Consider the following 14,385-nt stretch of genomic DNA (forward strand, 5'->3'; position numbering starts at 1 on the left):
ACGCCTGCAATGCTGACATTTCGTGCTCTCGGACCGTTCCAGGCGCGCCACAACGGCGCGCTGCTCGATCTCGGCGGCCAACGCCAGATGGCGGTGCTGGCCCGGCTCCTCGTAGCCGGTGGCCGCGCCGTCCCGGTGGCCATGCTGATCGACGAGCTGTGGCCGGGTGAGCCTCCCACCCAGGCCCTGTCGACCATCCAGGGATACGTGTCGCGGCTGCGGCGTGCCCTGGAGCCCGGCCGCGCGCCGCGGGAGGAGGCCGAGGTACTGGTCTCCGCCCCGCCGGGCTACGCGCTGCGCGCCTCAGCGGACCAGGTGGACTCCTGGATGTTCGAGAACGCGGTCAAGGCCGGTGGCGAGCCCGCCGAGGTGTGGAATCGCCTGGAGGCCGCCCTCGCGCTCTGGCGTGGCCCGGCCCTGGCCGAGTTCTCCGACCTGCCGTGGGCGGTGGCCGAGGCGGGCCGGTTGGAGGAGCTGCGGCTGATCGCGGTCGAACGCCGCGCCGACGTGGGACTCCTCCTCGGTCACTCCGGTGCCCTGGTCGCCGACCTGGAGGCGCACGCCTCGGCGCACCCGCTGCGGGAGGAGGCCTGGCGGCTGCTCGCGCTGGCCCTGTACCGCAACGGCAGGCAGGGAGACGCGCTGGGAGCGCTCCGACGGGCCAGGGGGATGCTCCGCGACGAGCTCGGCCTCGACCTCGGCGCCGCCCTGCAGCGCCTGGAGTCCGACATGCTGACCCAGGCCGTTCACCTCGACCCGCCCGCGGAGCCGGTCGCCGCGCGCCCGGCGGAACCGGCGGCACCACGCCCGACGGCCACCGAGGAGCGGGCGCGGGCGCTGCCCGGACTGCGAATCGTGGTGGTGGACGACCAGGCCCTGGTCCGCACCGGCCTGCGCGTGGTGCTGGACAGCGAGCCCGGCTTCGAGCTCGTCGGGGAGGCGGAGGACGGCGAGCAGGCGATCGCCGTGGTCCGGGAGACCGCTCCGGACCTGGTGCTGATGGACATCCAGATGCCCAGGCTGGACGGGCTGACCGCCGCGCGGCGGATTCTGGCCGACGAGGCACCGCCGAAGGTCGTCATGATGACCACCTTCGGCACGGACGACAACCTCTACGCGGCGCTGCGCGCGGGGGTGAGCGGGTTCGTCCTCAAGACGTCGGCGCCCGAGCAGCTCATCACCGCGATTCGAGCCGCGCAGGCCGGGGACGCGCTGATCGACCCCGCCGTCACCACCCGCCTGATCGCGGCCTTCGCCGGGCGCACCAACCCGTCCGCGCCGCCCGGCCTCGCCGGTCTCGGCGACGCGGACCTCGACCTGATGAAGCTGGTCGCCAGAGGGCTGACCAACCGGCAGATCGCGGCGACCCTCGCGGTCTCCGAGCGGTCGGTCTCACAGTCGGTGGTCAAGCTGCTGGACCACCTCGGACTGTTCGACCGGGCCCAGCTCGTCGTCACCGCGTACGAGTCCGGGCTGGTCAACCCCGGCGACGTGGGCAGATAGCGATGCACCTGCGGGCACGGGAGCACGGCCGGGTACTCGACGGCGTCGGCGACGTGCCCAGACGGGCCGTCGACGTGCTCACGGTGCCCGGCGGGCCCGCCATGCCGCTCGCGCGCACTCTGCTGCGCTCACCACGGCGGCTCGCCGCCGTGGTGATGGCCGCCCTCTCCGTGGGACTCATCGTCGGCGGGGTCGCGCTCCGCCTCGAACTGCCGCCCGAGTGGCAACCTGAGCTGGACGGCACCCCCCAGCTGACGGCGGGGCTGATGTTCCCCGTGGTCGGTGCCTTCCTGCTGGCCCACCGCTCGCGTCCGGCCACGGCATGGCTGATGTGCGTGGGCGGCATGCTGTGCGCGATCGACATCTTCTCCGAATCGGTGCTGTTCGCCTTCGCCGCGGCGGGAGACATGGACGCGGCCGGCTACCTCCGCTGGCCCATGGTCACGAGCCACCACGTCGGCGGGATCCTGCTGGCGGTCATACTCCCGCTCTACTCCCCCGACGGCCGGCTGCCCTCCCGGCGCTGGCGGCCGTTGGTGGCGGTCAGCGCGGTCACGGCGGTGACGAGCACGCTGCTCGACCTCACCCGCCCGACACCCGAGCAGGCGAGCTACCCCTGGCCGCGGGTCATTCCCAACCCGCTCGCACTGGAGGCCACGGCCCCCTACAGCATGGCCGCACGTCAGGCGACCGCCCTTCTGATATCACTCCTCGCGTTGCTGGCGCTGGTCTCCCTGGTGTTGCGCTTCCGGCGGGCCGGCCCCGTACTGCGCCGGCAGATCGCCTGGCCGCTGTTCGCGTTCGCCATCTACGTGGCCTGCCTGCTCGCCGGACCCGAGTGGTGGCTGATCGCCGCGATCTGGGCCGGGCTGGTCCCGGTGGCCATCGCCCTCTCCGTGCTGCGCTACCGGCTCTACGGCATCGACACCGTGATCAGCCGCGCCTTCGTGGCCGCCGGGCTGATCTTCACGGTCAGCGTCATCTACGCGGTGGGCGCGGTCGCCGGGCTGGCTCTGTCGGGATATGACCGAATCGGCGGCCTGATCGCGGCCCTGCTCGCCGGAATGATCTTCCATCCACTCCGGCACAGGCTCAGGAGCCTGGTGGACCGGCTCATGTACGGCACGCACGGCGACCCGCAGGTGTTCGCCGCGCGCCTGGCCAGGGAGGTCCGCGAGACCGAGCCGACCAACGCGCTCGCCGCCGTCGCCGCGGTGGTCAAGGACGGGCTGAGCGTCACCGGGGTGGCGGTCGAGGTGTACGAACCCGGCGCCAGGCAGATACAGGTCGGCCTGCTGGGCCCGGCGCCACGCGGTGTGCCGCTGGTCTGGCACGGCGAGCCGGTCGGGCTGCTGCTGCTGGGCTCCCCCGGCCCCCGCAGGTTCGCCGCGGCGCACAACGACCGCCTGATCGCGGTGGCCACGCCGTACGTCGCCGACGTGGTGCACGCGGTGCGGATGACCGCCGACCTGCAGCACTCCCGGGAGCGCATCCTCAGCGCCCGCGAGGAGGAGCGCCGCCGCCTGCGCAGGGACCTGCACGACGGGCTCGGCCACGCGCTGACCGACATGGCGATGGCCATCAACATGGCCAGGATCAGCCTGCGCACCGCCCCCGACTCCGCCGACCGGCTCCTGACGGAGCTGCGCGACGGCATGGACGCGGTCAGCGAGGAGATCAGAGAACTGGTCTACGGCCTGCGACCGCCCACCCTCGACGATCTGGGCCTGGCGGGGGCCGTGCGGGCCCTCGCCCAGGAGGGCACACCGAGGGTCGCCGTGGAGACCGAGGGCAACCTGTCGGACCTGCCCGCGGCAGCCGAGGTGGCCGCCTACCGCATCGCGCAGGAGGGGCTCACCAACATCCGCAAACACGCGAGGGCCAGCTCCGCGACCATCTCGCTGCGGCGCGGGGAGTCGCTGGTGGTGCGTGTCCAGGACGACGGGCACGGGCTGCCCACCGGCCCCCGCTCGGGAGTCGGGCTGCTGTCCATGCGCGAGCGCGCCGCCGAGCTGGGCGGGACCTGCGTGATCGGGGCGGCCCCCGGCGGCGGCACGGTCGTGGAGGCCGTGCTGCCGATCGCGACCGAACGCCGGTAAACCTTCTGCCCCTTTCGGGGCTCTAACTCCGTGGTTCAATTCCTTCAAGGAATTGGACCGAGGAGATCTTCTTGAAGTACTGGGCACTGGCCGCCGGCGCCGCACTCGCCGTGTCTGCCACCGCCACCCCCGCGGTGGCCTCACCCCGGACTGCCTCACCTCAGACGGCTCCCGTAGCGGGCGCCGTCTACTTCCGTTACGCCGGCAGCGGGGTCGAGGCGCTGACCCACCGGGGAGGCTGGAGCCGCCTGTCCGCCGGGGACGGGGCCTTCGCCGGTCAGTTCGCGGTCGCGCCCGACGGCGGCAAGGTCGCCTGGATCGACGACAAGAGCAGGCTGCACGTCAAGTCGGCCGCCGGGGACAAGGTGATCGCCAAGAACGCCGCCTACGGCGCCCCCTGCCTGACCCCCGCCTGGACCGCCGACGGCAGGCGGATCGCCTACCCGGTGCGGGGCACCGCCAAGGCCACCACCGTGGCCGTGGTCGGCGCCGACGGCAAGGGTCTGTCCAATGCCGGCAAGACCCTCGGCCCCTGTCACCTGACCTGGTCGGCCGACGGCAGGACTCTCGCCGGATACGCGGGCGACGTCAACGGCGTCTACCTCCTGGATACCAGGCGGCATGTCTCCAACCGCACCCCCGGCATCAAGCTCGCCAACCACCTGGAGAGCCTGTCACCCGACGGCCGCAGGGTGGTGGTCAACGCCATCGGCCCCAACGCCCCGGCCGGTGACGGTTCCTGGCCGCTGTCGTTCTCCCCGTCGATCTACGACACCAAGACCGGGGCGAAGGTCGCCATCCCGGTCAAGGGCCGGCTGCTCGGCGCGCGTTACCTGCGCGACGGCCGCCTGGCGGTCCGCGTCAAGGGCACGACCGCCAACACGATCGTGATCCTCTCCCACGCGGGCAGGGAACTCCAGCGGGTGACCGAGCCGGTGGGGGCGAGGAACCTCGGGCTGGTCGGGGTCCTCGGCTGACGCCTCCTGGTGACCCGCGCGTTGCCCGTCGGACGGCGACATCGAACGCCGGCCGACGGGCGACCGGCCCGCAGAACCCAGAACGTGCCGTTCTCGTCGCGCCTCACCGGCTTCCCGGACCTGGACCGCGCCTTTCATCCTGATATAGCAGGATGTATGGGGAAAACGTGTCCGGAGGGATCACCTGAACGGTGATCCCGTGGTACGTCCCAATAGGATGGGCACGTGGCTCAACTCCGTATCGCCCTGGCCCAGAGCAATCCCGCCGTCGGCGACCTGGCCGCCAACACCGACAGGCTCGTCGAGTGGACCCGGCGCGCCGCAGACCGCGGCGCGCACCTGGTCGTCTTCACCGAGATGTTCCTGACCGGATATCCCGTCGAGGACCTGGTGTTGCGCACCTCGTTCGTGGAGGCGTCGATCTCCGCGGTCGAGGAGGCCGCGCGACGGCTGAACGAGGCGGGACTCGGCGAGATCCCGGTCGTCGTCGGCTACGTGGACCGCGCGAACCTCGCCCCGCGTACCGGTCAGCCCAAGGGCGCCCCGCTCGACGCGGCGGCACTGCTCCACCGGGGCCGGGTGGTCGTCAAGACCGCCAAGCACCACCTGCCCAACTACGGCGTCTTCGACGAGTACCGCTACTTCGTCCGCGGTGACCGGCTGCCGATCTTCCGGCTGCACGGCGTCGACGTGGCGATCGCGGTCTGTGAGGACCTCTGGCAGGAGGGCGGCCCCGTCGCCGTGGCGGCCGAGGCCGGAGCCGGGCTGCTGGTGGTGCCGAACGCCTCGCCGTACGAGAAGGAGAAGGACGACGTACGGCTGGCACTGGTGGCCAGGCGCGCCCGCGAGGCCGGTTGCGCCCTCGCCTACGTCAACCAGGTCGGCGGCCAGGACGAGCTGGTCTTCGACGGCGACTCGCTCATCGTCTCCTCCTCCGGCGAGCTCATCGCGCGCGCGGCGCGCTTCTCCGAGGAACTTCTGGTCACGGACCTGGAGCTGCCCGAGGCCAGGTACGGAGGACTCGGGGAGTTCCAGGTGGACGCCGGGGACAACAGCGTGATCACGGTGGAGCGGCTGGAGCTGTCGCCCCGCACCCTGGAGCCGTACGAGCCGGAGCCCCCAATGCTCGCCGAGCAGCTCGACGACACCGCCGAGATCTATTCGGCGCTGGTCCTCGCGGTCCGCGACTACGTCGCCAAGAACGGCTTCGGGTCGGTCATCCTGGGCCTGTCCGGCGGCATCGACTCGGCGCTGACCGCCACGATCGCCTCCGACGCCCTCGGCCCCGACCGGGTGCACGCGGTGCTGATGCCCTCCCGCTACTCCTCCGACCACTCGCTGAGCGATGCCCAGGAACTGGTCGACCGGCAGGGGATCAACGCCAGGACCGTGCCGATCGCCGACATCGTCACCGGCTTCGAGAAGGAGATCGAGCTCTCCGGCCTGGCCGCGGAGAACCTCCAGGCCCGGGTGCGCGGCATGCTCCTGATGAGCCTGTCCAACCAGCACGGTCACCTCGTCCTCACCACCGGCAACAAGAGCGAGCTGGCCACCGGTTACTCCACCCTCTACGGCGACTCCGCGGGTGGCTTCGCGCCCATCAAGGACGTGCTCAAGACCCTGGTCTGGGAGCTGTCGCGCTGGCGCAACGCCCAGGCGGGCCGCTCGGGCGAGTTCCTGCACCCCTTCGCGGTGCCGCCGATCCCGGAGAACTCGATCGAGAAGGAGCCCAGCGCGGAACTCCGCCCCGACCAGCGCGACACCGACTCCCTTCCCGAGTACGGGGTCCTGGACCGGCTGCTGGGCGACTACGTCGAGCAGGACATGGGCTCGGCCGAGCTGATCGCCGCCGGACACGACCCCGCGCTGGTCGCCCGGGTGATCCGCCTGGTCGACCTGGCCGAGTACAAGCGCCGCCAGTATCCCCCGGGCCCCAAGATCACCCCCAAGAACTTCGGCCGCGACCGCCGCCTCCCCATCACCAACCATTGGCGAGAGAAGATCTAACGAGGTCTGAGAACGTTTCTGGGTATCGGACTCCCCTGACGGGAGAACGATCAGTAAAGTCGGCAGGGTGCGTCATGTCGTGGGATGTGCCCTGTTGCTTCTACTGGTGGCCGGCTGCACAGGCAGCGGCCCCACCCTCGACGAGGCCGCCCAGGTGCTGGCCACGGATATGAAAAAGATTGAACCCTTCTATCCGACGACAAACAAGAAAACGGTCGACAGAACCGGCAAGGAAAAAAGCGACTTCGCGGTTTGCGCCAAAGACGAAACCGCTCTCCGATCTTATGAACTCAGCAGCGATTTCGGCGAAGACAGCCCGACTCCTCCGGACCAGCGCGTCGAATCATTCAGCCTCCTCCTTATGGAGGAGCTTAAAAGAATCGGCTACGAAGTCGACCGAGAGTCCAGTTGGGCACGCCCCGGGCGGACCATCGGCGTTTTGCACAAAAAAGAGCCAGGAATTACCATCATTCTGGTCGCGCAGGACTCCCGGCCCAACGTAGAGATCATCGGAAAGACCGACTGCATATTTGAAAGCCGGTGATCACAGAGGGGTTCGGGAAAGACGAGCCTGCTCTCGAAGTCGCGAAGCGGTCCTCCTCAGGTTGCGCGCAGCGCCATGACACTGTTCCGCAAGCCGCATGATATCCGACCGCCTTTGAATTACATCGGAATTGAAACGCTGAGCCGATGGCCCGATCCAGACCGAACCATCAACAGCCGAATCGGTCTTGACTCGATCAAAGATCGTTTCAAGGTTCTTGACGTATCCCTCAAGTCGATCAGCCAGTAGTTCCTTCTCTTCGGCTTGGCGTAGCAGTTCATTTGGCCCCATGATCATCCTCCACGCGCGTCGAGCGCGGTTTTCAAAACCGGCTCAAGCCGCCCGTAGAACAGATCCCTGAGCTGTCGAAGGTCCGAATCCCCAAGTGGTGGATAACCATGGGCCTGCCGGGAGGCGCCAAGGGCGGCCACCTGAGCATCGACCAGGACCTCAACCAGATCCGAGGCCTCTCCCGGCCTCTCTCTATCAAGGATCCCCTCAATCGCGCTCTTCAGGTCGTTCTTTCCGACTATGTCGGTCACCTTTCCGGCCACCGTCTCCTTGAACACCCCACCGTCGATCACTTCGCCGAAGGCTCTTGCGGCAAAAATATCCAAAGGGAAAGTAAGGAGCTCTACGATGACCTTATCCGTTTCGTCGGCAGACAAATCAGCTTCGTGTAAACCACTGAAAAAAATCGACGCCAGCGCCCCCGACCTGACTACTTTTTCATAGAAAATTTCACGCTGACCTTTCCTGGCCTCCTCGGTTGGGGCATCACCAAACGGATGACCTTCCCCCAGATCGAGTTTCTTTAAAAATTCTCCATAACCATTCTTGAGCGGCATCAGCGCCCCAGGATTCTGCAGTAACCCTCCAAAGAAGTTTGAAATCTTTTCAGAGTCAAACTTCTGCCATTTCTGATCCGCACTGCGACCCGGAAACCTATCCTTTCGATTCCAGGTATCGATAAGTTCAGGAAAGTACTGCGAGATATGTGTGGCGAGCACCTGGCCGACTGGAGACGGGGCGGCCAGGGCGGGCCAGAAGCTCTTCCTGCTGTAGAGATCGATGATGTTGAACCAGGAGTCGCGACGGAGGGTGGCGTCTCCCGCGCCAGGCGCCAACGCCCTGTCCAGAGCGGTGGCGAGTAGTTTCTCGAAGCCCGTGTCTTCGAGGCCGTTCACCACCTCGGGCCGCAACAGCAGCGCCGCGTTCTCGGTTGAGGCCAGAAATCGCTGGGTCGCTCCCACATCCTGGCTCAGCGCCTTGGCCAGCCAGTAGATGTTCCAGTCCTTTCCCGATACGCGTGAGCCGCTGTACTGGAGCAGCTTGGCGCCGGCCGCGAGAACGAACCCGCGCGACTGGCGGGCCAGGCCGAGCAGCGCCGCCATGTCACCTACGGGAAGGTCACCCAGCGCCTGGTCGCGCAGGCTCTTGGGGAGGGCACCTGCCGCATCCACCGAGGCGAACGCCTCGGCCAGCGGTTTCAAGTCCTTACCCGCCTTCTTCAGGTTCCCGGGGCTGTAACCGCGCGGGTCGTTCTGGTTCCGCGCGCTCACCGCGGCGAAGATCGCACCGAAGGCGGTGGTGCCCAGTGCCGTCAGCAACCCCGTCGAGTAGGCGGCGTCAACGGTCTTGCCTTGTCCCTCCCGGAGCACCCCCTGGACCTTCTCCCAGTTCTGAACACTGGGGTCCTTCAGGTAGTCATGCCACGCCGCCAAGGTCCGCTTTCCGGCGAGTGTCCCCGCGTTCCGGGACGCGGCGGCGTCACCGAAAGCGAATTCGGCGGTCTTGAGGCCGCTTTTCGGCACCGTGTCCTCGACCCGCTCGATCATCTGGGTCCGCCAGGTCAGGTCCCGCTGCGCCTCGTCGAGAAACCGTCCGACGTTGTCCAGCACCTCAGCGCCGGGACCCGCCGGCCAGTCGGGACCCGCCTCGGCGATGGAGGCGGCCAATGAGGGTCTCAACACCCGGCCCCGTTGCGCGGCATCACCCATAGCGGTGATCAGACGTCGCGCCCCCGCTGGATCAATGCCGACAAACTCCACCATTTCGCCTGGTCTCCTTGGATAGAGACGCTGGGATGACAAAGCCTCAACATGTTATCCCGACTTCCCCACAACCGAGAGTGTGAAGAAAACAGCGAGAACAGTTAGCGGACAAATCGGGAGTCAATTCGATGAGTTCCGAGGGGAGCTTCTGGTCAGGGCAGCCGACAACTACCTTGAGTAGTGATTCAACTACATTCGACAGTCGGAGACAGGAGTCCGCGATGCCCCCTTCGCGTGAGCTCGACAGCGCGTCCAGCCCACTCGCCTTCTTCGCCATAGAGCTACGCCGCCTGCGCGAACAGGCCGGGCTGACACAGGAACAGCTCGCCCAGGAGATCTCCTACTCGACCGCGCTGGTCAGCATGGTGGAGACTGGGAAACGCAACCCGTCCCGCGACTTCACCAGGCGTTGCGACGAGAGGCTCGACGGTGGCGGACTGCTCATGCGGATCTGGCCACTGCTGGCCAACACTGCCTGCTCCACGCAATTCCAACCCTGGTTGGAGATCGAACTCCATGCCCATGCATTACGGACCTGGCAGCCGCTTCTGGTTCCCGGACTGCTGCAGACCGCCGACTACGCCCGCGCGATCCTCAGCGCCGAGCCGGGGGTAACCGCCGAGCGGGTCGAGGAACTCGTCACCGGACGTTTGGACCGTCAGAAGGTGCTGAGGAGAGAAAATCCGCTACTGCTCTGGGCGGTGATCGGCGAAGAGGCTCTACACCTCCGTATAGGCGGGCCAGAGGTCATGCGCGACCAACTTGCTGCACTGATCACCGCGACAGAGAACAATCACATCTTTGTACAAGTCGTCCCCAGAGGATTGGATGGCCCCAGTAGAGCGATTGTGGGCTTGGAAGGAGGATTCCTCATTGCCAGCGCCGAGGGCAGCCCGGATAGTGTATTCGTGGAATCCGCCGCCGCAGGACACGTCACAGACCACCCGCGGGACGTAACGGCGATCTACAAACGTTACGAAGCGATCCGCTCGGAAGCCCTGCCCGTGCGAACCAGCGTTGACCTCTTAGCGAAGGCGGTAAAGGAATGGCAGCAGACCTGACCGGCGCGACCTGGCACAAATCCTCTCTCAGTGGTTCCAGTGGCAGTGACTGCGTCGAAGTGGCCGTCATGGACGTCTCCGGCACCGACTACAAGGCAGACCTCGGGCCCCTCCACGTGATCCGCGACTCCAAGAATCCCGAAGGTCCCAAGCTCTTCTTCACCCGCTCCGAATGGGATGCCTTCGTCGGCGGCGTCAAACTTGGCGAGTTCGACAACTGACGAGCGTGGCCAAGACCCCCGACGCACCTTGATCCCGAGCCTCACCATGCCCCGCGAAGAGCAGAGAAGAGCCGAGGTGAGGCAGCCATGCGCCAGCCGAGCCGCACTCCGGTGAAGGCGGCGCTCCGGTCAACTTTACGATCTCGGCCTCCCCGAGAAAGCGGAGGGGCGAAAACCTTTCCCGAAGTCCGCCGATATTTCCTCGGGACCGCGAGGAACCTCAGCCGGGGCCGAGGCCGGTCAGGAGCTGGTCGGCGATCCGTTCGGCCAGGTCGAGGGGGAGTTCGCCGTTCTCTTCCGCCCCCTCGGTGCGGATGTACCACATGACGGTGCCGACCACCGTCGCCATCGCGATGCGAACGTCGAGGTCGGCCCGGAGTTCGCCGGTGGCGATGCCGCGCCGCAGCAGGGCGGCGATCGCCGCCCTGCGCGGCTCGATGGTCGCCTGGCGGATGCGTTCCACCAGGCGCGGGTGCCGCTCGGCCTCGTTCATCGCGATGTTCATCACGCAGCGGTTGCGCGTGTCGCACGCGTCTTGCTGGAAGACCCGCATGCAGGTGATCAGATCCTCACGGACCGAGACGCCCCCCGGCGCGGGAAACGGCCTCTTGAGGGTCGCCAGCGCGTCAACGAGCAGGTCCTCCTTGCTGGACCAGCGCCGGTAGATCGTGGTCTTGCCGACCCCCGCGCGAGCGGCGATGCCCTCGATCGACAGTTCGGAGAGGCCGCTGCTCTCCCCGACCAGATCCAGGGTCGCCTCGATGATGGCCTTCTCCGCCCTGGCGCTGCGGGGACGGCCCGCGGGGCGGGTCGTCTGAGCCTGGGCTTCCCGGATCTCGGCCCTCTGGGTCCCGTCGGTGGTCGTCATCGCACACCTACACTACTGCCGGTTCCGTCTCACGATCGATACCCTGCGGGACGGGAGTCACGGAGGACGTGCCGGGCAGCCACCTGAGCACCATCAGGGCTCCCACCAGCGCGATGGCCGCAGAGACGAGGGCGGTGATGTGCATGCCCTCGACGAAGGCCAGCTTCGCCGGTTCGATCAGCGCCGCACCCCGCTCGCCGAGGCCCTGGGCCACGCCGAGCGTTCCGGTCAGCGACTCCCCGGCGACGTGCCTGAGCGAATCAGGCAGACCGGTCAGCGCGGGGGCGATCTGGTCGCGGTAGGTGGCCGAGAGCAGCGAGCCGAGAAGCGCGACCCCGAGCGCACCGGCCACCTGGCGGACGGTGTTGCTCATGGCCGAACCGACGCCCGCCTTCTCCCTGGGGAGCGCCTCCATGATCGCGGTCGTCGCCGGGGGCATGATGTTGGCCATCGCCGCACCCTGGACGAAGAACACGATCTCCAGCAGAAGGATCGGGGTGTGCTGGTCCATCAGTGAGTAGGAGGCCAGCGCGCCGGCCACGATGACCATGCTGACGGTGGCGGTCAGCCTGCCGCCGAAGCGCGCGGCCATCTGCTGGCTGAGCGGGGCGAAGATCAGCTGAGCACCGGCGAAGGGGATCATCAGGGCGCCCGCCTGCAGCGGGCTGAAGCCCAGCACGATCTGCAGGTAGAAGACCAGGAAGAACATCGCGCCCATCATCGCGAAGAACACGATGCCGACCATGCCGACCGCGGTGGCGAAGCGCGGGTCGCGGAAGTAGCGGACGTCGAAGGCCGGATGGTCGATGCGGCGCTCATACCAGACGAAGGCACCGAGCACGAGGACGCCGAGGATCGTCGGGAGGAGCACCTCGGCGCTGGCGATCGTGGCCAGCTCACCGCCCCGGATGATGCCGTAGGTGAGGGCGACCAGACCGATGACGGAGAGGATCACGCCGACCGGATCGAGCCTGGACGGGTGCGGGTCACGCGACTCGGGTACGACCAGGCCGATCAGCACCATGCTGACCAGCACGATCGGCAGGTTGACCAGGAAGACCGACCCCCACCAGAAGTGCTCGATGAGCAGGCCGCCGGTGATCGGCCCGATCGCCACGGCCAGACCCACACCGCCGGCCCAGACGCCGATCGCCTTGCCACGCTCCCGCGGGGGGAAGACGTTGGAGATGATGGCCAGGGTGGCCGGCATGATCGCGGCACCGCCGATGCCCATGAACGCCCGGGCGACGATCAGCTGCATGGGGTCCTGGGCGTAGGCGCTGGCCAGCGAGGCCAGACCGAACAGGACCATGCCCACCATCAGCATGCGCCTGCGGCCGGTACGGTCGCCGATCACCCCGAAGGTGAACAGCAGACCCGCGAAGACGAGCGTGTACGAGTTGATCGCCCATTCCAGCTGGCTCTGGCTGGCTCCCAGGCCTTCCGCCGGATCGGCGATCGTCTTCAGCGCGACGTTGAGGATGGTGTTGTCGAGCACGACCGCCAGGAGACTGAAGACCAGCACTCCCAGGATCTGCCACCGTCTCGGGTGACCAAGCTGTTGTTCCACGAAGGCCCCGTTTTTCGATACGTATGAGTTTCGAAACACCACCGTAGCGCTGTCTTTTTCGATACGCAACTGTATCGTTTCGTATTTATTGGGACATATCACGATATACGGCGACGAACCGGCAAGGCAGAATGCCGTCACCAGGCCGGAATCGGAACATGGCCAGGCCGGGCGGGAACCAGAGCTGACCAGGGGGCAGCCACGGCAGGGGCAGCGCCGGCCCGGGGCAGGGGCTCAGGCTGCGACCGGGAGCGGCTCCTCGACCGCGCTCTCGGTGCGCCGCCAGAACGGCAGAGCGACTCCGACCAGCAATACGCAGCCCAGCCCGGCGGCGGCGAAGGCCCACCCGGGGCCGGGGCCGTCGATGATCACACCCGCGATGGGCGCCGCGGAGGCGCCGCCGATCAGCAGCGCCGTACCGTGCAGACCCATCGCCTCGCCGCGGGCCGCGGCGGGAACCCGGCGGCTCACGGTCTCGAGCGAGGAGGACAGGGCGGGTGCGCAGAGCACACCGGCCGGAAGCAGGGCCAGCAGCAGCCAGCGCCAGTCACCGCCGACCAGCCCGACCGGAATGGTGAGCACCCCCATGCCGCCGATGAGAACCAGCGGCGACAGGCCACGGGGCAGCATGCCGTACACCAGACCGCCGATCAGCGAGTAGGAGCACCACAGCGCGATCGCCAGCCCGATCCATGCGGTGTCGCCGCCCTGCTTCATGGTCGCCACCAGGGACAACTCGGTGGCGGCCAGCACGAACATCGCCGCGGTGACGGTGCCGAGCAGGCCGAGCAGGCCCGGGGTGAGCCACTGACGCCGCGCGACCTTCCGCACCGGTTCCCGAAGCTCATCGGCCGAGCGGATGGGCGGGTTCAGCACGATCAGCACCGTCCCCGAGCCGACCAGACCGGCCGCGACGATGCCCATGGTGGGGATGCTGCCGAGAAGGGTCACCCCTGCGATCGCCAGGGCGGGACCGGCCATGTAGGAGAGCTCCACGATCATGGAGTCGAGGGAGAACCCCGTCCTGCGCTGGTCGGGGGGGACCAGCGCGGTGAGGCACTGCCTGATCACGCTGAACACCGGAAGGGCGAGCAGGCCCGCGGGCACCGCGGCGGCGAGCAGCACCGGAAACGGCATCGCCCAGGCGGTGGACCAGAAGACCAGCTGGGCCAGCGTGGTCACCGCGAGCACCGGGCGCAGGCCGTGTTTGTCGACGAACCTGCCCGCCAGCGGTGAGCCGACCGCCATGCCCACCGTACTCGCCATGGTCACCAGACCGGCCGCGCCGAAGCCGAGGCCGAGACCGTCGGCGTCGACGACGTGCATCGTCAGCGTGAGGGCGATTGCCGTCGAGGGAACCCGGGCGAGCAGTCCCACCAGCAACAACGACCGTACGCCCGGCAGTGCCAGCAGACGACGGTAAGGTTCCATAGCCATTTTGATTACTTACCTCCGCCAGTATTGTGCCGTACCCCCCTGAT

At 67.8% G+C, this 14,385-nt stretch carries 11 protein-coding genes; 7 read left to right on the forward strand and 4 right to left on the reverse strand.

Annotated features, from left to right (window positions below):
- Positions 1–9 precede the first annotated feature (9 nt).
- From IG98_RS0132785 to IG98_RS0132805, 5 genes are all read left to right on the forward strand, one after another.
- Positions 10–1,503 carry a BTAD domain-containing putative transcriptional regulator gene (locus IG98_RS0132785; RefSeq protein WP_030921155.1) on the forward strand — a complete coding sequence of 498 codons (1,494 nt, stop codon included), beginning with the start codon at positions 10–12 and terminating at the stop codon, positions 1,501–1,503.
- Between the two features lie 2 nt (positions 1,504–1,505).
- Entirely contained in the window at positions 1,506–3,602 is a 2,097-nt protein-coding gene (locus IG98_RS0132790; protein WP_084195818.1) for a sensor histidine kinase, read from the forward strand.
- 71 nt (positions 3,603–3,673) lie between these two features.
- Positions 3,674–4,579 carry a TolB family protein gene (locus IG98_RS0132795; protein ID WP_030921163.1) on the forward strand — a complete coding sequence of 302 codons (906 nt, stop codon included), beginning with the start codon at positions 3,674–3,676 and terminating at the stop codon, positions 4,577–4,579.
- A 225-nt stretch (positions 4,580–4,804) separates the two neighbouring features.
- Positions 4,805–6,586 (forward strand): NAD+ synthase, encoded by a 1,782-nt coding sequence (locus IG98_RS0132800; protein WP_030921166.1) that lies wholly within the window; start codon positions 4,805–4,807, stop codon positions 6,584–6,586.
- A gap of 67 nt (positions 6,587–6,653) precedes the next feature.
- On the forward strand, positions 6,654–7,130 hold the full coding sequence (locus tag IG98_RS0132805) for a hypothetical protein (protein ID WP_157594649.1): 477 nt from the start codon (positions 6,654–6,656) through the stop codon (positions 7,128–7,130).
- 293 nt (positions 7,131–7,423) lie between these two features.
- Here IG98_RS0132805 and IG98_RS0132810 read toward each other — a convergent pair whose 3' ends face one another.
- Positions 7,424–9,184 carry a hypothetical protein gene (locus IG98_RS0132810; protein WP_030921170.1) on the reverse strand — a complete coding sequence of 587 codons (1,761 nt, stop codon included), beginning with the start codon at positions 9,182–9,184 and terminating at the stop codon, positions 7,424–7,426.
- Positions 9,185–9,405: 221 nt separating this feature from the next.
- Here IG98_RS0132810 and IG98_RS0132815 point away from each other — a divergent pair, with 221 nt between their 5' ends.
- Positions 9,406–10,245, forward strand: coding sequence for a helix-turn-helix domain-containing protein (locus IG98_RS0132815; protein WP_030921172.1), 840 nt, complete (start codon positions 9,406–9,408; stop codon positions 10,243–10,245).
- The gene (locus tag IG98_RS48190) at positions 10,230–10,466 is read left to right on the forward strand and encodes a DUF397 domain-containing protein (RefSeq protein ID WP_030921175.1); all 237 of its coding nucleotides are present in this window, start codon (positions 10,230–10,232) and stop codon (positions 10,464–10,466) included. The genes IG98_RS0132815 and IG98_RS48190 overlap by 16 nt, the downstream gene beginning before the upstream one ends.
- A 220-nt stretch (positions 10,467–10,686) precedes the next feature.
- Here IG98_RS48190 and IG98_RS0132825 read toward each other — a convergent pair whose 3' ends face one another.
- The 3 genes from IG98_RS0132825 to IG98_RS0132835 form a co-directional block, all read right to left on the reverse strand.
- Positions 10,687–11,334 carry a TetR/AcrR family transcriptional regulator gene (locus IG98_RS0132825; protein WP_030921178.1) on the reverse strand — a complete coding sequence of 216 codons (648 nt, stop codon included), beginning with the start codon at positions 11,332–11,334 and terminating at the stop codon, positions 10,687–10,689.
- A 7-nt stretch (positions 11,335–11,341) separates the two neighbouring features.
- Positions 11,342–12,904, reverse strand: coding sequence for an MFS transporter (locus IG98_RS0132830; protein WP_030921182.1), 1,563 nt, complete (start codon positions 12,902–12,904; stop codon positions 11,342–11,344).
- Between the two features lie 234 nt (positions 12,905–13,138).
- The gene (locus IG98_RS0132835; protein WP_030921186.1) at positions 13,139–14,341 is read right to left on the reverse strand and encodes an MFS transporter; all 1,203 of its coding nucleotides are present in this window, start codon (positions 14,339–14,341) and stop codon (positions 13,139–13,141) included.
- Between the last annotated feature and the right edge of the window lie 44 nt (positions 14,342–14,385).

Source organism: Streptosporangium amethystogenes (assembly GCF_000721075.1).
Taxonomy (GTDB): domain Bacteria; phylum Actinomycetota; class Actinomycetes; order Streptosporangiales; family Streptosporangiaceae; genus Streptosporangium; species Streptosporangium amethystogenes.